Raw genomic sequence first — 18,604 nt, 5'->3', positions numbered from 1 at the left:
TACCAGGGCCTTTCCGGCGGATCGTGCCGTGCCCCGCAAGGGACGCGGGGCGGTACCGATCCGCGGCCACACGGCGGCAGCCGCACAGCGGCACTGCCCCCCGCGCCCCTTACGGGGCACGAAACGAACCGCCGGACAGGCCCTCGTTGCCGGCCGGGGCGCCGGGACGCCCCGCGACGCTTAAGGAGCGAACGAGCCAATGGCCGCCGAACCCGTCATCGTCGAAGCCGTACGCACCCCGATCGGCAAGCGCGGAGGCACGCTCGCCAACCTCCACCCCGCCTACCTGCTGGGCGAGACCTACCGCGAGGTGCTCGCCCGCACCGGCATCCAGCCCGACTGCGTCGAGCAGATCGTCGGCGGCACCGTCACCCACGCCGGGGAACAGGCCATGAACCCCGCCCGCACCGCCTGGCTCGCCATGGGCCTGCCCTACGAGACCGCGGCCACCACCGTCGACGCCCAGTGCGCCTCCTCCCAGCAGGCCAACCACCTCGTCGCCAACATGATCGCCACCGGCGTCATCGACGTCGGCATCGCCTGCGGCGTGGAGGCCATGTCCCGCGTGCCGCTGGGAAGCGGCTCCAAGCACGGACCGGGCAAGCCCTTCCCCGACGAGTGGAACGTCGACCTGCCCAACCAGTTCGAGGCCGCCGAACGCATTGCCCGCCGGCGCGGCCTGACCCGCGAACGCGTCGACGCCCTCGGCCTGCTCTCCCAGCAGCGGGCCGCCCGCGCCTGGGCCGAGGAGCGCTTCAAGCGCGAGACCTTCGCCGTCCAGGTGCCCACCACCGAGGAGGAACAGCTCGCCGGAGGCGGCATGTGGCGCTCGGTCGACCGCGACGAGGGCTTACGCGACACCACCCCGGAAGCCCTCGCCGGCCTCAAACCCGTCATGCCCACCGCCGTGCACACCGCCGGCAACTCCTCGCAGATATCCGACGGCGCCGCCGCCCTGATGTGGGCCTCCAAGCGCATGGCCCGCGCCCTGCGGCTGCGCCCCCGCGCCCGCATCGTCGCCCAGGCCCTCGTCGGCGCCGACCCGCACTTCCACCTCGACGGCCCCGTCGACGCCACCCGGGCCGTGCTCGGCAGGGCCGGCATGTCGCTGCGCGACATCGACCTCGTCGAGATCAACGAGGCCTTCGCCTCCGTGGTGCTCTCCTGGGCCCAGGTCTTCGACCAGGACCTGGAGAAGGTCAACGTCAACGGCGGCGCCATCGCCCTCGGCCACCCCGTCGGCGCCACCGGCGCCCGTCTGATCACCACCGCCCTGCACGAACTCGAACGCCGCGACGGCGAATTCGCCCTCGTCACCATGTGCGCGGGCGGGGCCCAGGCCGCGGCGACGATCATTCAGCGGCTGTGAGGGGATCCCGCGGCGGGGCCTGCGTGAACGCCACCGGCGCATCGAACGCCGCCCGCCGCGTCGCCCGGCGCAGCGCCCGCAGCACCGCCGGCCCCACCGTGAGCGTGGCCACCACCGTCACCACGGCCCGCGGCAGGTCCCAGCCCAGGGAGGTCGACAGGCAGTAGGCGGCGAACCGGGCCAGGTTGTCCGGCAGCGGATCCCCCGGCACGAAGGAGATCCCCGAGGCCAGCGAGCCGATGTACGGCCAGCCCTGGAGGTTCATCACCGTGCCGTAGGCCACCGACGCCACCGCGCCGTACGCCGCCAGCAGCACCGTCTCCCGGCGGCCGCGCCACCGCTTTGCCCCCGGCAGCAGCCCCGCACCCATGGTCACCCAGCCCATGGCCAGCATCTGGAACGGCAACCACGGCCCCACCCCGCCGGTCAGCAGGGCCGAGGCGAACATCGACACCGAACCCAGCACGAACCCGAAGCCCGGCCCCAGCACCCGGCCCGAGAGCACCATCAGGAAGAACATCGGCTCGATGCCCGCCGTGCCCGCCCCCAGCGGCCGCAGCGCCGCACCCGCCGCCGCCAGCACCCCCAGCATCGCCACCGCCTTCGCCTGCAGGCCGGTGTCGGCGACCGTCGCCACCACCACGGCCAGCAGCAACGGCAGCAGAGCGGCGAACAGCCAGGGCGCGTCCCCCGAATGCGCCAGCCCCGAGCCGGGTGCGGCCAGCAGCGGCCAGCCGAAGGCGGCCACGCCGACGACCGTGACCAGGACCAGGGCGGCGACCGACCGGGGGCCGAGCCGGACGGGACGGGTCACGACGCCTCCTTTCCCAGGGCCTGCTCCACCTGCGCCACCGTCAGCCACGGCTGGGGCGCCAGGATCTTCGCGACCTGCGGGGCGAACGCCGGCGAGGAGACCACGACCTCCGCCGTCGGCCCGTCGGCCACCACCTCGCCCTCCGCCAGCACCACCACCCGGTGCGCCACCTCGGCGGCCAGCTCCACGTCGTGCGTGGCCAGCACGATGGCGTGGCCGGCCGCGGCCAGCGCCCGCAGATGCCCCACCAGACGGGCCTTGGCCGCGTAGTCCAGGCCGCGCGTCGGCTCGTCCAGGAGCAGCAGCGGCGGCCCGGCCGTGAGCACCACCGCCAGCACCAGCGCCAGCCGCTGCCCCTCCGACAGATCGCGCGGATGCGCGGCGTCGGCCACCTCCGGCAGCAGCTCCGAGACCAGGGCCCGGCACGTGCCCGGCTCCGCCCCCGCGTCCTGATCGGCGGCCGCGCACTCCGCGGCCACCGTGTCCGCGTACAGCAGGTCCCGCGGGTCCTGCGGTACGAGACCGACGTGCCGCACCATCTCGCGCGCGGGCACGCGGCGCGGGTCCGCGCCACCGACGCGCACCGTGCCGCGCTGCGGCTCGTGCAGACCGGCCAGCGTGCGCAGAAGCGTCGACTTGCCGGCACCGTTGCGACCCATCAGCGCCACCGTCTCCCCGGCGCCCACCGACAGCGCCACCTCGCGCAGGGCCGGCACGCGGCCCCGGCGCACGGCCACGTCCGTCAGCTGCGCGGCAGGCGCCGCCGCCTCGGCGGGCCGGACCCTCCTCCGCCACGGGCGGCGGGGGCGGGGCACGGGCGCGGCCGCCTGCGGTGCGCTCACGGCGGGCGCGTACGGGGCCAGGCGCTCGCGCAGCCCGCCCGCCCGGCGGCGGGCGTCGCGCACCGTCAACGGCACCGGCGACCAGCCCGCGAGCCGGCCCAGCGCGACCACCGGGGGCCGGACCGGCGAGACGGCCATGACCTCCGCCGGAGTACCGGCCACCGCGGGCCGGCCCGGACCCGGCAGCAGGATCACGCGATCCGCGTACTGCACGACCCGCTCCAGCCGGTGCTCGGCCAGCAGCACGGTGGTGCCCAGGTCGTGGACGAGGCGCTGCAGGACGGCCAGCACCTCCTCGGCCGCCGCCGGGTCCAGGGCGGACGTCGGCTCGTCCAGCACCAGCACCTTGGGGTGCGTGGTCAGGACCGAGCCGATCGCCACCCGCTGCTGCTGCCCGCCGGAGAGCTCGGCGATCGGCCGGTCCCGCAGGGCCGCCAGACCGAGCAGATCCAAGGTCTCCTCGACCCGGCGGCGCATGGTGGCCGGCGGGACGCCCAGGGACTCCATGCCGTACGCGAGCTCGTCCTCGACGGTGTCGGTCACGAAGTGCGCCAGCGGATCCTGGCCCACGGTGCCGACGACGTCGGCGAGATCGCGCGGACGGTGCGTACGGGTGTCGCGGCCCGCGACGCTCACCCTGCCGTGCAGGGTGCCGCCGCTGAAGTGCGGGACGAGCCCGCTGACCGTGCCGAGGAGGGTCGACTTGCCGACGCCGGACGGGCCGACGAGCAGGCACAACTCCCCTTCGGGGACGGTGAGGTCGACGCCGGCGAGGACGGGTCGGTCGGTGTCGGCGTAGGTGACCGAGACGTTCTCGAACCGGATCACGGGTGCGGCTCCTTGTCGCGACGCGCGGACGGGCTTTCAGCCCGTCCGGCGTTTGAGGACACTGCGCGAAGCGCGGTCCCGGGGGGTGCGAGGGGGCGCAGCCCCACTCGGGAACGGTGGAAGGGCGGGACCGGGGCGATCCACGCCGGCAGCAGGCCCAGCAGCAGGCCCGCCGCCGGCCACAGCGGCAGCGCCGGTGCCGTCAGCGGGAACGCCGGCGGGTGCAGGGCCGTTGCCGGCTCGCGCGCGGCAGCCCAGATCGTCAGTGCCGCCACCGCCGCACCCGATCCCGCGACGAGCCACGCCCGTGTACCCCACTTATCCGGCCGGTAGCGGGTGCGCAGCGTCCGGCGTCCGCCGAGCCACAGGCCCGCGAGGGCCAGGAGGACGCCCGTCACCAGCACCGGCGCCCCGTACGCCGCTCCCGCGTCGGCCAGCAGGCCGTACGTTCCGGCGCAGACGGCGAGCAGGCCGCCGAGGGTGAGGGCGGTGGTGGTGCGCCGCAGCGCGGGCGGCACGTGGGCCGTCCGTCCGTAGCCGCGGGCGTCCATCGCCGCGGCCAGGGCGACGGACCTCTCCAGCGCGCCCTCCAGCACGGGCAGGCCGACCTGGAGCAGGGCCTTCAGGCCGCGGTCGGGCCGGCCGCGCAGCCGCCGGGCGGCCCGCAGCCGGCGGACGTCGGCGACGAGGTGGGGGGCGAAGGTCATGGCGACGACCACGGCCATGCCCGCCTCGTACAGGGCGCCCGGCAGGGACTTGAGCAGCCGGGCCGGGCTGGCGAGGGCGTTGGCGGCGCCCACGCAGACCAGCAGGGTGGCCAGTTTCAGCCCGTCGTACAGGGCGAAGAGCAGGGCCTCGGCGGTCACCCGGCCGCCCAGGCGCACCCCGCGCGCCCAGTGCGGCAGCGGCACCTCGGGCAGGGTCACGACGGTGTGCGTGCCGGGGATGGGCGAGCCGAGCACGACGGCGAAGACGAGGCGGATGACGAGGACGGCGAGCCCGATGCGCAGGAACGCCCCGTAGGAGCGGGCCCAGGGCGCGTCGGTGCGCCGCACGGCGACGACGTAGCCGGCGACGGCGACGAGCAGGCCGAGCAGCAGCGGGTTCGTCGTGCGCGAGGCCGCGGTGGCCAGGCCCAGTGCCCATACCCACCACGCGCCCGGGTGCAGGGCGCTCGCGCGGTCGTGTCCGCGGGTCATCCGTTGCGACGCCGCCGTGCCTGCCAGGCCGCGGCGCCGCCGAGGGCGACCACGGCGGCGATGCCGGCGATCAGCCCGGCGGAGGGGCCGCCGTCGTCCTGCTGCTCGGCGGCGGGCGTCGCGGTGGCCTTCGGCGCGTCCGCGACCTTCTCGCCGCAGCCGGTCCTCGGGTATCCGGCGATGGCGCACAGCAGGGCGTTGGAGTCGTAGCGCAGCGGTGGTGCGACCGCCGCCAGGGCGTCGGCGGCGCTCGCATCCTGCTTCACCTGGGCGCATGCGCTGCGGGCCGCCGGGGGCTCGGCGGCGTTCGCGGCGTCGGCGGCCGTGCCGAAGTCGAGGACGACGGCGATGCGCTTGCTGCCCTCGCGCGCCGGCGTGGCGTCGCACACCGGCCCGAAGGCGGGTGCGGTGCGCGGTTTCGCGGCGTCGGAGGAGTCCTTGCTGACGGCGAAGCGGAAGCCGACGACGCTGCCGTCCGCGGGCCGGGCCGCGGCCGGCCCCTGCGTGGCGTACGTCCACTGGGTGCCGCCCGCCTGCCAGAAGGACCAGTAGCGGTAGCCGTCGGCGTGCGCGGGCGCCGCGCCGAGCACGGCGAGCACGCCGGCGAGCAGCGCCGCGCACAGGGTCCCGGTGCTGCGCCCGGTCACGGCCGGTTCTTCTTCCTGCGGCCGCTGATGAGGAAGCCGACGCCGGTGCTGGCGAGGAAGAAGACGGCGACGATCCACCAGACGCCGGCGCCCTTGCCGGAGTCCTTCTTCTTCTCGTCCTTCTTCTCCGGGGTGGCCGACCCGGTGGGCTGCTGCTCGGGGCCGGTGTCGTTCAGGGCGGCGACCAGGTCGGTGCCGCCGAAGGCGCGCGGGTCGGCGCCGGCGGCGTGCGCGGCGAGGACGAGCTTGGCGAGGCGGCCGGGGTTGCCCTTGGCCCACTCGGCGGCCTTGGCGTCGGCGGACTGCAGCCACGTCAGGGGCTTGTCGGCCGCTGCGCGGTGGCCGCCGGCGGCCAGGGCGAGGGTGGCGTCGGCGGTGGTGCCCAGGTCCGGGCCCTCGGGGGCGCCGGGCATGGCGGACTTCAGGTAGCCGCCGTTGGCCTCCGTCTTCTTCGCCAGGTACGCGGCGGCGGCCTCGGCGGAGGCGGCCGCGTCGGCAGGTTTGGCCGAGGAGTCGTCGGCGCACTCGAGCGGCTTGAGGGGCTTGTCGGCCGGCTTGGCGTCCTTGGTGTCCTTGGCGGGGGAGCCGGCGAGGTAGCCCTTGCCGAGCATGCCGAGGGCGGCCGCGGCGGAGGCGAGGTCGTTGGGCGCGAAGGTGCCGCGCTCGTCCTCGTTCTTGTCGCAGCCGGACTGCAGGGCGATCAGCGCGTCGTAGGGGCTCCTGCCGCTCCTGGCCGTCGTCCTGGCGACGTCCTTGCCGGCGGCGGCGAGCGCGCCGATCGCGCTGGCGGTGGAGTTGGCGTCGGTGGGGTTGCCGGGGGCCATGCCCCAGCCGCCGTCCTCGTTCTGGTGGGCGGTGAGCCAGGTCATGGCCTTGGCCACGGCCTGCTCGTTGCCGCCGGTGGCCGCGAGGGCCTGGAGGGCGGTGGCGGTGGCGTCGGTGAACTCGCCGGCCTTGGCGTCGCACGCCCGGCCGGTGTCGGCGCGGTACGCGGCGAAGCCGCCGTCGGCGCACTGCTGGCCGGCGAGCCACCGCACGGCCTGCGAGGCCGGGGTCACGCCGGTGGCGCGCTGGGCGAGGAGGGCGAGCGACTGCCGGAAGACGCCGTCGTACTGGGGATCGCCGGTGCCGAAGAGGCCGGGGGCCGCCGGGGTGGCCGCCGGGGCGGGGGAGCCGCCGTCGGCCAGGGCCGCGGGGGCGGCCACTGCGCTCAGGACGGCGGCGGTGGCCAGGGTCGCGGCGGCGCGGCGCACGCGGGCGGCGGGGGAGGGGGCCATGGTGGTGCCTCTCGGTCTGTTCAGTCGGCCGGGTGGCGGCGCTTCCGGTAGGGGACGACCACTCTATCCGGCCCCTTACCGGGCACTGATATCGACATATACGCCCCCTTTGCCGCCCCGGATACCGCCCCGGCCCTGGGCACCTCCATTGCCCCGTCCCCCGGCAGCTGCTATCAGCACAGAGACGCGCAACTGATGCTCCGTCAGGAATATGGGGCGCAACGTTCCGGGAGGCGACCGCGATGGCCGACATCGTCGAGCACGGACAGCTCTTCATCGGTGGCACCCTCACCGACCCGGCCCCCGCCCCGCCCGGCCGCAGGGCGGCCGTCATCGAGGTCCGCTCGCCGCACACCGAGGCGGTCATCGGCCGCGTCCCCCACGCCTCGCCCGCCGACGTGGACCGGGCGGTGGACGCCGCCCGGCGGGCCTTCGACTCCGGCGTGTGGTCGGAACTGCCGCTCGCCGAGCGCATCGAGGTCGTCACCCGCATCAAGGACGGCATCGCCGCCCGGCACGAGGAGATCGCCCGGCTGATCTCCGCCCAGAACGGCTCCCCCTACTCCTGGAGCGTCCTCGCCCAGGCCCTCGGCGCCGTCATGGTCTGGGACGCGGCGATCACCACCGCCCGCGACTTCCCGCACGAGGAGCGCCGCACCGGCGTCCTCGGTCCGCTGCTCGTGCGCCGGGAGCCGGTCGGCGTCGTGGCGGCCGTCGCGCCCTGGAACGTGCCGCAGTTCGTGGCGGCCGCCAAGCTGGCGCCCGCCCTGCTGGCCGGCTGCTCGGTGGTGCTCAAGCCCGCGCCGGAGACCCCGCTGGACGCGTACCTGCTCGCCGAGGTCGCCGCCGGAGCCGGCCTGCCCGAGGGGGTGCTCTCCATCCTGCCCGCCGGCCGGGAGACGGGCGAGTACCTCGTCGGCCACCCCGGCGTCGACAAGGTCTCCTTCACCGGCTCGGTCGCGGCCGGCAAGCGCGTCATGGAGGTCGCCGCCCGCCACCTGACCCGCGTCACCCTCGAACTCGGCGGCAAGTCCGCCGCGATCGTGCTGCCCGACGCCGACCTCGACGCCGCCGTCGCCGGCATCGTCCCCGCCGCCTGGATGAACAACGGCCAGGCATGCGTCGCCCAGACCCGGGTGCTCGCCCCGCGCTCCCACTACGCCGAGGTCGCCGAGCGCCTGGCGGCCGCGGCGGACGCGCTCGTCGTCGGCGATCCGCTCGATCCGGCCACCGAGGTCGGCCCGCTGGTCGCCCGGCGCCAGCGCGACCGCTCGCTGGAGTACATCGCGCTCGCCCGCCGCGAGGGCGCCACCGTCCTGGCCGGCGGCGGCCGCCCCGGCGGGCGGACCACGGGCTGGTACGTGGAGCCCACCCTCCTCGGCGACGTCGACAACGCCATGCGCGTCGCCCGCGAGGAGATCTTCGGCCCGGTCGTGTGCCTGCTGCCCTACGACGACGAGGAGGAGGCCGTGCGCATCGCCGACGACTCCGACTACGGCCTGTCCGGCAGCGTGTGGACCCGCGACGTCGAGCGCGGCATCGCCATCGCCCGCCGGGTGCGCACCGGCACGTACTCCGTGAACACCTTCAGCCTCGACATGACCGGGCCCTTCGGCGGCTACAAGGACTCCGGCCTCGGCCGGGAGTTCGGGCCCGAGGGGTACGCGGAGTACCTGGAGCAGAAGACCATCCACCTGCCCCGCCGGCACGGCACCGGGGACGGCCGGTGAGCGCGGGCGCGCGCTGGCGGGTGAGCGTCGACCGGAGCCTGTGCGTGGGCTCCGGGCAGTGCGCGGCCGCCGCGCCCGGCGCCTTCCGGCTGGACGCGGCCCGGCAGTCGCACCCCGTGACGGAGGAGACCGAGGCCCGCGCGGAGGTGTGGGAGGCCGCCGAGAACTGCCCCGCCGAGGCCGTGACCATCCGCCTGCAGACCACCGGGGAGGTGCTCTTCCCCCCTCCCGAATAAGGGCCCGCCGCAGCGTGTTCGACCTGGTCCGGACATATATTTACGCGTGCGTTCTGCACGGGATGTTCATGACACGCGTGACTGTCCCGGCCCCCTCCCGCGGTGGAACTCTCTTCCCGTCCGCAGCAGGCAGGCAGAGGGGGGCCGATGGAGAAGCGGTACGAGGTCTACTGCCTGGCCGACCGCGCGTTCTACGACGTCCCCGACGCGGGCGGCGGACCCGCCGCCCGCACGGCCCCGTACGAGACCGCCCGCCGGCCCATGCCCGCCGGCTGGCGCAGCGCCCGCAGCGGTGACTGGCTCCACCTCACGCCCGCCGACACCTCCGGGCAGCCCCGGCAGGGCTGGAAGATCCACGTCTCCGCGACCGCCGAGGGCGCCGAGAAGACCGCGGCCGCCGTATGGGACTACTGCGTCCCGCGCGGCATCCCGTTCAAGTTCGTGCCCGCGCCCCACCTGCTGCACCTGCGCAACAGCAAGTACGCGCCGCGCGACGGCAGCGGGAAGTTCGTCACCGTCTACCCGGCCGACGAGGCGCAGCTGCACACCGTCCTCACCGAGCTGCACGAGATCCTCGGCGGCCTGCCCGGCCCGTACATCCTGACCGACCTGCGCTGGCACGAGGGCCCGCTGTACGTGCGCTACGGCGCCTTCGCCCGCCGCTACTGCACCGACGCCAAGGGCGCCCTCGTGCCCGCCGTCGAGGACCCCACCGGCACCCTCGTGCCCGACCTGCGCAACCCCGCCTTCCAGACGCCCGAGTGGGTCACGCTGCCCGCCTTCCTGGCGCCCCACCTGGCCGCCCGCAACGCCATCACCGTCACCGACCTGCCCTACCGCATCGAGAAGGCCCTGCACTTCTCCAACGGCGGCGGCGTCTACCGCGGCACCGACACCCGCGACGGCAGCGCGGTCGTCCTCAAGGAGGGCCGCCCGCACGCCGGGCTCGCCGCCGACGGCGCCGACGCCGTCACCCGCCTGGAACGCGAACGCGACGCACTGCGCAGCCTGGCCGGCACCGGCGTCGCCCCCGGCCTGCGCGACTGGCTCACCGTCGGCGACCACCGCTTCCTCGTCATGGACTTCGTCGAGGGCCGGCCCCTGAACTCCTTCTTCGCCGAACGCCACCCGCTGCTCGCCCCCGAGACCGACCCGGCCGCCCTCGCCGCCTACACCGCGTGGGCCCTGCGCATCCACCGGGCCGTCGAGGACGCCGTCGCCCGCGTGCACGAGCGGGGCGTGGTCTTCAACGACCTGCACATGTTCAACATCCTCGTCGCCCCCGACGAACAGAGCATCACCCTCATCGACTTCGAGGCCGCGGCACCGGCCGACGAACACGGCCGCCAGGTCGTCGCCCACCCCGGCTTCGTCGCCCCGCCCGACCGCACCGGCACCGCCGTCGACCGCTACGCCCTGGCCTGCCTGCGCCTGGCGCTGTTCCTGCCGATCACCACGCTGCTGACCGTCGACCGCGGCAAGGCCGCCCACCTCGCCGACACCATCGCCGCGCACTTCCCCGCCGTACCCCGGGAGTTCCTCGACGAGGCCGTCGCCGAGATCACCGGCACGCCGCCCGCCCGCCGCGCCCCCGGCCCCCGGCCCCGCTACGCCGGCCTGCCCGAGCCGCAGCAGTGGCCCGCCGCCCGCGACTCCCTCGTCCGGGCCGTCCTCGCCTCCGCCACACCCGGCCGGGACGACCGCCTCTACCCCGGCGACATCGCCCAGTTCGCCGACGGCGGCGGCCTGGGCCTGGCCCACGGCGCCTCCGGAGTGCTCTACGCCCTCGCCGCGTCCGGCGCCGGCCGCCACGAGGCCGGCGAACAATGGCTGCTGCGGCACACCGACCCCGTACCGCCCGGCACCCCCCTCGGCCTCTACGACGGCATCGCCGGCGCCGCCCTCGCCCTGCACCACCTCGGCCACACCGCACGCGCCCACGACCTCGCCGGCACGATCCTCGCCGAACAGTGGCAGCGGCTCGGCCCCGGCCTGCACGGCGGCCTGGCCGGCGTCGGCCTGCTCCTGGACGAACTCGCCGGCGCCACCGACGACGCGCACCTGCACGCCTGCGCCCGCGAAGCGGCCCGCGCCGCCGCCCGCAAACTCGCCGAACCCGCCGCCGGGCGGCGCCGCGCCGGACTCCTGCACGGCGCCACCGGCCCCGCCCTGCTCTTCCTGCGACTGCACGAGCGCACCGGCGACCCCGCCCTCCTCGACCTCGCCGGCACCGCCCTGCGCACCGACCTCGCCTCCTGCGTGCGCACCCCCATCGGCTCCCTCGACGTCGACGAGGGCTGGCGCACCATGCCCTACCTCGGCGACGGCAGCGTCGGCATCGGCGCGGTGCTCGACGACTTCCTCGCCCACCGCCCCGCGGACGCCGACAAGGACCTGCGCGAGGGCCGCGACCGCATCCTGACCGCCGCCCGCTCCCGCTTCTACGCCCAGCCCGGGCTGCTGCAGGGCCGCGCCGGCATGGTCTGGCACCTCGCCCGCACCACCACGCCCGGCGCGACGGCCGCCGACCTGACCGCCCAAGTGGCCGCCATGGACTGGTACGCCATGCCCTACCAAGGCGAACTCGCCTTCCCCGGGCACCAGATGATGCGGCTGTCCATGGACCTCGCCACCGGAGGCGCGGGCATCCTGCTCGCCCTCGCGGCCGCCCACGGCGAACCCACCGCCGGGCTGCCCTTCCTGCCCCTGCCGGGGCCCCAGAGCCGGCCCCACCGCGCAACGGACGCGGTGGAGTCGTGACCCACACGAACATCCGTCCCCACGAAAGGAAGAACCATGGCGCTCCTCGACCTGCAGAGCCTGGAGTCCGACGAGCTGTCGCACGACGGCGGCCACGGCGGCGGCAGCAACGCGAGCCTGCTCCTGTGCTGGAGCACGGCCAGCGTGGCCCTGTGCCTGTGACCCACGCTCGCGGGTGACCGCACCTGGTGGGCCCTCCCCCGAGGAGGGCCCACCCCGCCCTTCCGGGAGGACCCCCGCATGGCCGGCACGGCCACCCTGCGCGCCGCCGTCCGGCACAGCGCCGGCCGCACCCTCGCCCTCGCCGCCGCCACCACCGCGAGCACCGGCGCGGCCCTGCTCCTGCCGGCCGCCCTCGGCCACACCCTCGACCTGCTGCTCGCCGAGGACCACGACGCCGGGCGGTGGGTCCTGCTGTGCGCCGCCCTCATCGCCACCTGCGCGATCCTCGACGCCGCCGGCGACCTCCTCACCGCCACCACCACCTCGCGCACCACGGCCTGGCTGCGCCGCGACGCCCTCGACCACACCCTGGCGGCAGGCCCCCGCGCCACCGCCCGCATCCCCGCCGGCGACCTCGTCACCCGCCTCGTCGGCAACGCCGCCCACGCCGGCGCCGCACCCGCCTCCCTCGCCGGCACCCTCCCGGCCGTCGCCGGGCCGCTCGGCGGCATCGTCGCCCTCGGCCTCATCGACCACCGCCTCGCCCTCGTCTTCCTCGCCGGCGCACCCCTCCTGGCCCTGCTGCTGCGCGCCTTCGCCCGCGCCTCCGCCGACACCCTCACCGGCTACCAGCGCGACCAGGGCGAACTCGCCGGCCGGCTCATGGAGGCCACCGGCGGCGTACGGACCATCGCCGCCGCCGGCACCGCCGCCCGCGAACGCGACCGCATCCTCGAACCGCTCGCCGGCCTCTCCCGGCACGGCCACCGCATGTGGCGCGTGCAGGGCCGCTCCACCGCACAGGCCGGCGTCCTCGTCCCCCTGCTGCAGATCGCCGTCCTCGCCGTCGCCGGACTCCGGCTCGCCCAAGGGGCGCTCAGCGTCGGCGACGTGCTCGCCGCCGCACGGTACGCGGCGCTCGCCACGGGAGTGGGCGCGCTCGTGGGCCGCGTCAACGCCCTCGTCCACAGCCGCACCGCGGCCGCACGCATCGCCGAGGTGCGCTGCCTCGAACCCCTCGCGTACGGCACGCGGCACTGCCGCCGCGGCGGCGACGGCACACTGCGCCTGCGCGGCGTGAGCGTCGAACGCGGCGGACGCCGGGTGCTGCAGGACCTCGACCTGGACGTGCCAGGCGGCACGACCACCGCCGTCGTCGGCCGATCGGGCACCGGCAAGTCCCTGCTGGCGGCGGTGGCCGGCCGCCTGACCGACCCCACGGCCGGGGACGTCACCCTCGACGGCGTCCCGCTGCGCGAACTCACCCACGACGCACTGCGGCGGGCGGTGGGGTACGCGTTCGAGCGCCCGGCGCTGCTGGGGGAGACGATCGGCGACACGATCGCCCTCGGGGCGTACCAGCCCCCGCGGGCGGACGTCGTCGCGGCCGCGCGGGCCGCATGCGCCGACGACTTCGTACGGCGCCTGCCGGCGGGGTACGCGACGCGGTGCGACGAGGCACCGCTGTCCGGCGGCGAGGCCCAACGCCTCGGCCTCGCCCGGGCCTTCGCCCACGCGGGCCGGGTGCTCATCCTGGACGACGCCACGTCGAGCCTCGACTCGGTGACGGAACGCCGCGTCGGCGCCGCGCTGCTGGCCGGAACGGTCGCGGCCCCCACCCGCCTGGTGATAGCCCACCGCACCGCAACGGCGGCCCGCGCCGACCGCGTGGCCTGGCTGGACGCCGGCCGCATCCGCGCAGTGGGCACGCACGAGCAACTGTGGCGCCGGGAGCGCGAGTACCGGGCGGTGTTCGGTGGATGAGCACGCGGCCGGGGCGCGGCCCCCTGGGGGTCCAGGGGGCGCAGCCCCCGGTGGGGGCGTGGGGGCGCAGCCTCCGTGAACCTGCCCCGGCCGCGGGCCGGGGGTGCGAGGGGGCGCAGCCCCCTCGGGAACGGGGGAAGGGCGGGGTCGGGGAGAGGACACAGCAGTGGCAGCACTCCGGTACATCGCACGGCACCGCCGCCCCCTCGCGGCCCTCGCCGCCTGGTCGGCCGTCGAGGCCCTGCACACCTTCGCCACCGGCTACGCCCTGGCCAGGGCCCTGGACGCCGGGTTCCTCGCGGGAGCGCCCCGGGCGGGCCTCGCCTGGCTGGCCGTCGCCGCCCTCGCCGTCGTCGTCGGCGCCTTCGGGACCGCCCGTACGTACCGCGGCATCGCCGCCCTCGTCGAGCCGCTGCGCGACACCCTCGTGCGCCGCGTCGTCACGCGCGCCCTGGTCGACGGTGACGGCGGTGCCGTCTCCCGTCTGACGCACCAGGTGGAGATCGCCCGGGACACCTTCGCGGGTCTGCTGATGGTGACGCGGTCGTTCGTCTTCACCGCGGCCGGGGCGCTGGCGGGTCTGTTCCTGCTGGCGCCGGTGCTGCTGGCGGTCGTCGTGCCGCCCCTGCTGCTGGGCCTGGCCCTGTTCGTGGCGACGTTGCGTCCGCTCGCCCGCCGCCAGGAGGCGTACCTGGCGGCCGACGAGGCGCTGGCGAAGGACCTCGGCCTGCTGGCGGCCGGGTTGCGGGATGTCGCCGCCGCCGGTGCGGAGCAGGTCGTGCGCGAGAGTGCGGGCGCCCGCATCGAGGAGGGGCGGCGCACGGCGGACGCCCTGGCGCGCTGGTCGCTGGCGCGCGCCGGGGCGCTGGCCGTCGCGGGGCGCCTGCCGGTCGTACCGCTGCTGGCCGCCGCCCCCTGGCTGCTGGCCCACGGTGTCTCGCCGGGTGCCCTGGTCGGCGCGCTGACGTATCTGACCCAGTCCCTGCTGCCGGCTCTGCAGGGCCTGGTGCACGGCCTGGGCACGAGCGGTTCGCGCTTCCTGGTGGTGCTGCGCCGGCTGGCCGCCGTACCGCCGGAGCCCGGGGAGGGGCGGCCGGTTCCCCCGAGCCCGTCGGCACCCGCGGTGGAGCTGCGCGGGGTGACCTTCGGCTACGGCGCGCACGCCGACCCCGTGCTGCGGGAGCTGGATCTGACGCTGCCGGCCGGTGGCCGGCTGGTGGTGGTCGGTCCGAGCGGGGCCGGCAAGTCCACGCTGGCAGGGCTGCTGGCGGGCCTGTTGCGGCCGTGGTCGGGCGAGGTGCGGGTGGCGGGCGTGCCGGCCGGCAGCGGGGGAGCGCCCGCGCGCCGGGTGCTGATCCCGCAGGAGGCGTACGTCTTCTCCGGCACCCTCGGCGCGAACTTCCGCTACCTGCGCGAGGACGCGGTGCCGCAGGCGGAGGTCGCCGCCGCGGTCGGGGCGATCGGAGCGGAGGCGCTGGTGCGCCGGCTGGGCGGGCTGGACGCCCCCGTGGTGCCGGGGGAGCTGTCGGCGGGGGAGCGGCAACTTGTCGCGCTGGTGCGCGCGTACCTCTCGCCGGCCCCCGTGGCGCTGCTGGACGAGGCGACCTGCCACCTGGATCCCGCGGCCGAGGAGCGCGTGGAGCGCGCCTTCGCGGCGCGCCCCGGCGGCAGCGTGGTGGTGGTTGCGCACCGTGCGGGTTCCGCCCGCCGTGCGCAGAAGGTGCTGGTGATGGACGGTCCCGGCACGGTGAGCGGTACGCACGAGGAGCTGCTGGCGTCTTCGGCGCTGTACCGGGACCTGGTGGGGGTGGGCGAGGGCTCACACCCACCCGGCGCAGCGGGAGATGCGGATGGCGTCGACGCGGTTGCGGGCCCCGGTCTTGCGGGTGATGGCGGCCATGTAGTTGCGCACGGTTCCGTTCGACAGGTGGAGGCTGCGGGCGATCTCGCCGACGGAGGCGCCCTCGGCGGCCAGTGACAGCACGCTCAGTTCGCGGCGGGTGAGGGGGATCTCGGCGGCCTGCAGGAAGTTGAAGCCGAGCGTCTCGTCGATGTAGCGCTCGCCCTTGGCGACGCGGCGTATGGCGTCGACGAGTCTGTCGGGTGAAGCGTTTTTGCTCAGGTATCCCAAGGCCCCCAACTCGTAGGCCCGGCGCAGCGGCCCCGGCCGCCCGGCGCTCACCAGGGCGAGCAGGGCGCCCCCGGGCCGCCCCGCGTCGCCCCCGTTGTCCCGGGGGTCCTCCCGGCTCTCGCACCACCCGCGGCCTCTGGGGGGCACGCCCGCCGCGTCCGTGTCGGGGCTGTCCATGTCGACCACGCACACCTCCGGCAGCAGGGCGCGGGAGGTGGCGAGGGCCCCGCGCCAGGACGCCGAGGAGACCTCGAGGTCCGGCTCTCTGCCGAGCCAGGCCGCCAGGGCCGTGCGCAGCAGATAGGTGTCGTGTACGAGAAGAACGCGTGTCACGTTTCGCCTCTTCCGCTCCGTGTAGCGATCCACTTGGGGCCACCCGTCGGTAAATACATACCGGCGGAGTCGCTGTTCCGGGTGCAGTTACCCGCTACCCGGGGGGCGTAAGGGCGCGGGGCGCGGGCCGGGTCCGCCCCGGGCGCGAGAGCCGTGCCCCCACTGTGGTGCGGCCTAGCGGGTGGCGGGGGCGGCGGGGCCGATGAGGCGGCAGGCCGTCGTCAGGTCGATCTTGACCTGGGCGATGGAGGCCCGCCCGGACAGCCAGGTGATCAGCGCGGAGTGCCAGGTGTGCTCGATGACGCGGACGGCCGAGAGCTGCTCGGCGGTGGGCGGGCCGGTCAGGCCCATGGCGTCCAGGACGATGGCGGTGGTGAGCCGGGAGACGGTGTCGACCTCGGCGCTGACCGAGCGGTCGGCGAAGGTCAGGGCGCGCACCATGGCCTCGGCCAGGTGGGGGTCGCGCTGCATGGCGCGGAAGGCCCGCAGCAGGGTGCCGGCGACCCGCTCGGCGGGGTCGGCGCCGGTCGGCGGGCGCTTGCGCAGGGTCGCCTGCAGCTGGTCCAGCTGGTCGTGCATCACCGCGACCAGGAGGTGGATCTTGGAGGGGAAGTAGCGGTAGAGCGTGCCGAGGGCGACGCCGGCGTCCTCGGCGACCTCGCGCATCTGCACCGCCTCGAAGCCGCCGCGGGCGGCCAGGCGGGTGGTGGCGAGCAGGATCCGGTCGCGCCGGGCCTCCTGGCGGGCGGTCAGGGACGGGCCGGTGGTGCCCGGGGCCGTGGCGGCGGGGGACGGCGCGGGGGTCCCGGCCGGCCGTGCCGGCTTTGATTCCGTCGTCATGTGTCCCGTTCCATGGTGTCGTGTGACACTCCATCCAGCGGTGTCGGTGCGGCCCGGACGGCACAGCATGGCAGGGCCCGGGCCGTGGCGCGAATCACCCGGCGCCGCTCTTTCGGTCCTCTGACATCCCGGTAGATTCAAGCTTCCGACGACCCAGTCTGAAACTTGTTCTAGATTAGCGCGACCCGTTACGCTCCGGCGGAACAGCCAGCGAGAAGGAGGCCGGAGTGACCGCTGAGGCCACAGAGGCATCGGTCACACGAGTTGACGGCAACCTCCTCGACGGGGGCGGGGCCGGCCCCGCCGGCGACCGGCCCCTGCGCATCGCGCTGCTCACCTACAAGGGCAACCCCTTCTGCGGCGGCCAGGGCGTCTACGTACGCCACCTCTCCCGCGAGCTCGCCCGCCTGGGCCACTCGGTCGAGGTCATCGGCGCCCAGCCCTACCCCGTCCTCGACGAGGGCGTGCCCCTGACCGAGCTGCCCAGCCTCGACCTCTACCGGCAGCCCGACCCCTTCCGCACGCCGAAGCGGGAGGAGTACCGCGACTGGATCGACCTGCTGGAGGTCGGGCACATGTGGGCCGGGCGCTTCCCCGAGCCCCTGACCTTCTCCCTGCGCGCCCGCCGCCACCTCGCCGCCCGCCGCGGCGAGTTCGACGTCATCCACGACAACCAGACCCTGGGCTACGGGCTCCTGGGCGGCCCCGGCGTGCTCGGCGCCCCACTGGTCACCACCATTCACCACCCCATCACCGTCGACCGGCAGCTGGAGCTGGACGCCGCGCCGAACCGCAAGCGCCGCGCCTCGGTGCGCCGCTGGTACGGCTTCACGCAGATGCAGAAACGTGTCGCCCGGCGGCTGCCGTCCGTGCTCACCGTCTCCGGCTCCTCCCGCCAGGAGATCGTCGACCACCTCGGCGTCCACCCCGAGCGCGTCCACGTCGTGCACATCGGCGCCGACACCGCACTGTTCTCCCCGGACCCGTCGGTCGCGGAGGTGCCCGGCCGCATCGTCACCACCTCCAGCGCCGACGTCCCCCTCAAGGGACTGGTCCACCTCGTCGAGGCCCTCGCCGACGTGCGCCGCGACCACCCCGACGCCCACCTCGTCGTGGTCGGCAAGCGCCCCGAGAAGGGCCCGGTCGCCGCGGCCGTCCGGCGCCACGGGCTCGACGGCGCCATCGAATTCGTCAAGGGCATCAGCGACGCGGAACTCGTCGACCTCGTCCGCTCGGCGCAGGTCGCCTGCGTCCCCTCCCTCTACGAGGGCTTCTCCCTGCCCGCCGCGGAGGCCATGGCCACCGGCACGCCGCTCGTGGCCACCACCGGCGGGGCCATACCCGAGGTCGCCGGCCCCGACGGCGAGACGTGCCTGGCGGTGCCGCCGGGCGACGCGGTTGCGCTGGCCGCCGGGCTCGGGCGACTGCTCGGTGACGCCGAGCTGCGGCGGCGGCTGGGGGCCGCGGGGCGGGAGCGGGTACTGGCGAAGTTCACGTGGCGCCAGGCGGCGATCGGGACGGTGGAGCACTATCGCAAGGCGATGGCGCTTGCAGCTGCCGGCCGGAGTGCCTGATGCCGTCTCCCGAGTGCGGGCCGTGGGTGGGTTTGTACCCACCTGTTCCTCCCCCGGCCACCGCTGGGAGGGCCCCCATGGGAACGCCTGCCCACAAA

The 18,604-nt window shown here is 75.8% G+C and carries 14 protein-coding genes and 1 pseudogene; 8 read left to right on the top strand and 7 right to left on the bottom strand.

Features of this window, described 5'->3' with window-relative positions:
- Positions 1-199 precede the first annotated feature (199 nt).
- Positions 200-1,369: a steroid 3-ketoacyl-CoA thiolase gene (locus tag AC27L3_RS09890; protein WP_487233621.1), complete on the top strand. Its 1,170-nt coding sequence runs from the start codon at positions 200-202 to the stop codon at positions 1,367-1,369.
- Here the strand turns inward: AC27L3_RS09890 and AC27L3_RS09885 are convergent.
- From AC27L3_RS09885 to AC27L3_RS09865, 5 genes are read right to left on the bottom strand one after another with little or no spacing between them, the layout of a single operon-like run.
- Positions 1,353-2,231 carry an ECF transporter S component gene (locus AC27L3_RS09885; RefSeq protein WP_487233620.1) on the bottom strand — a complete coding sequence of 293 codons (879 nt, stop codon included), beginning with the start codon at positions 2,229-2,231 and terminating at the stop codon, positions 1,353-1,355. The genes AC27L3_RS09890 and AC27L3_RS09885 overlap by 17 nt on opposite strands.
- Complete coding sequence (locus AC27L3_RS09880; RefSeq protein WP_487233619.1) at positions 2,180-3,853, bottom strand: ABC transporter ATP-binding protein; 1,674 nt, start codon at positions 3,851-3,853, stop codon at positions 2,180-2,182. The genes AC27L3_RS09885 and AC27L3_RS09880 overlap by 52 nt, the downstream gene beginning before the upstream one ends.
- Positions 3,850-5,052, bottom strand: coding sequence for an energy-coupling factor transporter transmembrane component T (locus AC27L3_RS09875; protein ID WP_487233618.1), 1,203 nt, complete (start codon positions 5,050-5,052; stop codon positions 3,850-3,852). The genes AC27L3_RS09880 and AC27L3_RS09875 overlap by 4 nt, the downstream gene beginning before the upstream one ends.
- The gene (locus tag AC27L3_RS09870; protein ID WP_487233617.1) at positions 5,049-5,699 is read right to left on the bottom strand and encodes an SCO2322 family protein; all 651 of its coding nucleotides are present in this window, start codon (positions 5,697-5,699) and stop codon (positions 5,049-5,051) included. The genes AC27L3_RS09875 and AC27L3_RS09870 overlap by 4 nt, the downstream gene beginning before the upstream one ends.
- The gene (locus tag AC27L3_RS09865; RefSeq protein WP_487233616.1) at positions 5,696-6,976 is read right to left on the bottom strand and encodes an SCO2321 family membrane protein; all 1,281 of its coding nucleotides are present in this window, start codon (positions 6,974-6,976) and stop codon (positions 5,696-5,698) included. Before AC27L3_RS09865 ends, AC27L3_RS09870 begins: the two co-directional genes overlap by 4 nt.
- A gap of 242 nt (positions 6,977-7,218) precedes the next feature.
- Here AC27L3_RS09865 and AC27L3_RS09860 point away from each other — a divergent pair, with 242 nt between their 5' ends.
- From AC27L3_RS09860 to AC27L3_RS09835, 6 genes are all read left to right on the top strand, one after another.
- Complete coding sequence (locus tag AC27L3_RS09860) at positions 7,219-8,706, top strand: aldehyde dehydrogenase (RefSeq protein ID WP_487233615.1); 1,488 nt, start codon at positions 7,219-7,221, stop codon at positions 8,704-8,706.
- Positions 8,703-8,942 (top strand): ferredoxin, encoded by a 240-nt coding sequence (locus AC27L3_RS09855; protein ID WP_487233614.1) that lies wholly within the window; start codon positions 8,703-8,705, stop codon positions 8,940-8,942. The genes AC27L3_RS09860 and AC27L3_RS09855 overlap by 4 nt, the downstream gene beginning before the upstream one ends.
- 147 nt (positions 8,943-9,089) lie before the next feature.
- Positions 9,090-11,702 (top strand): class III lanthionine synthetase LanKC, encoded by a 2,613-nt coding sequence (gene lanKC, locus AC27L3_RS09850; protein WP_487233613.1) that lies wholly within the window; start codon positions 9,090-9,092, stop codon positions 11,700-11,702.
- A gap of 36 nt (positions 11,703-11,738) precedes the next feature.
- Entirely contained in the window at positions 11,739-11,864 is a 126-nt protein-coding gene (locus AC27L3_RS09845; RefSeq protein ID WP_487233612.1) for a SapB/AmfS family lanthipeptide, read from the top strand.
- A gap of 78 nt (positions 11,865-11,942) precedes the next feature.
- Complete coding sequence (locus AC27L3_RS09840; protein ID WP_487233611.1) at positions 11,943-13,628, top strand: ABC transporter transmembrane domain-containing protein; 1,686 nt, start codon at positions 11,943-11,945, stop codon at positions 13,626-13,628.
- A gap of 166 nt (positions 13,629-13,794) precedes the next feature.
- Positions 13,795-15,606, top strand: coding sequence for an ATP-binding cassette domain-containing protein (locus AC27L3_RS09835; protein WP_487233610.1), 1,812 nt, complete (start codon positions 13,795-13,797; stop codon positions 15,604-15,606).
- Here the strand turns inward: AC27L3_RS09835 and AC27L3_RS09830 are convergent.
- Together AC27L3_RS09830 and AC27L3_RS09825 are read right to left on the bottom strand one after the other, a co-directional pair.
- Positions 15,532-15,936, bottom strand: a pseudogene (locus AC27L3_RS09830) (LuxR C-terminal-related transcriptional regulator); the annotation flags it as partial. The gene AC27L3_RS09835 and the pseudogene AC27L3_RS09830 overlap by 75 nt on opposite strands.
- A 330-nt stretch (positions 15,937-16,266) precedes the next feature.
- Positions 16,267-16,932 carry a TetR family transcriptional regulator gene (locus AC27L3_RS09825; protein ID WP_487233609.1) on the bottom strand — a complete coding sequence of 222 codons (666 nt, stop codon included), beginning with the start codon at positions 16,930-16,932 and terminating at the stop codon, positions 16,267-16,269.
- 227 nt (positions 16,933-17,159) lie between these two features.
- Here AC27L3_RS09825 and AC27L3_RS09820 point away from each other — a divergent pair, with 227 nt between their 5' ends.
- Entirely contained in the window at positions 17,160-18,506 is a 1,347-nt protein-coding gene (locus AC27L3_RS09820) for a glycosyltransferase family 4 protein (protein ID WP_487233608.1), read from the top strand.
- The last annotated feature ends 98 nt before the right edge of the window (positions 18,507-18,604 follow it).

The sequence above is a fragment of the Streptomyces sp. PKA51 genome (assembly GCF_057552455.1).
The sequence above is the reverse complement of the archived record's forward strand: the minus strand, read 5'-3'. Positions and strand labels throughout refer to the sequence as shown.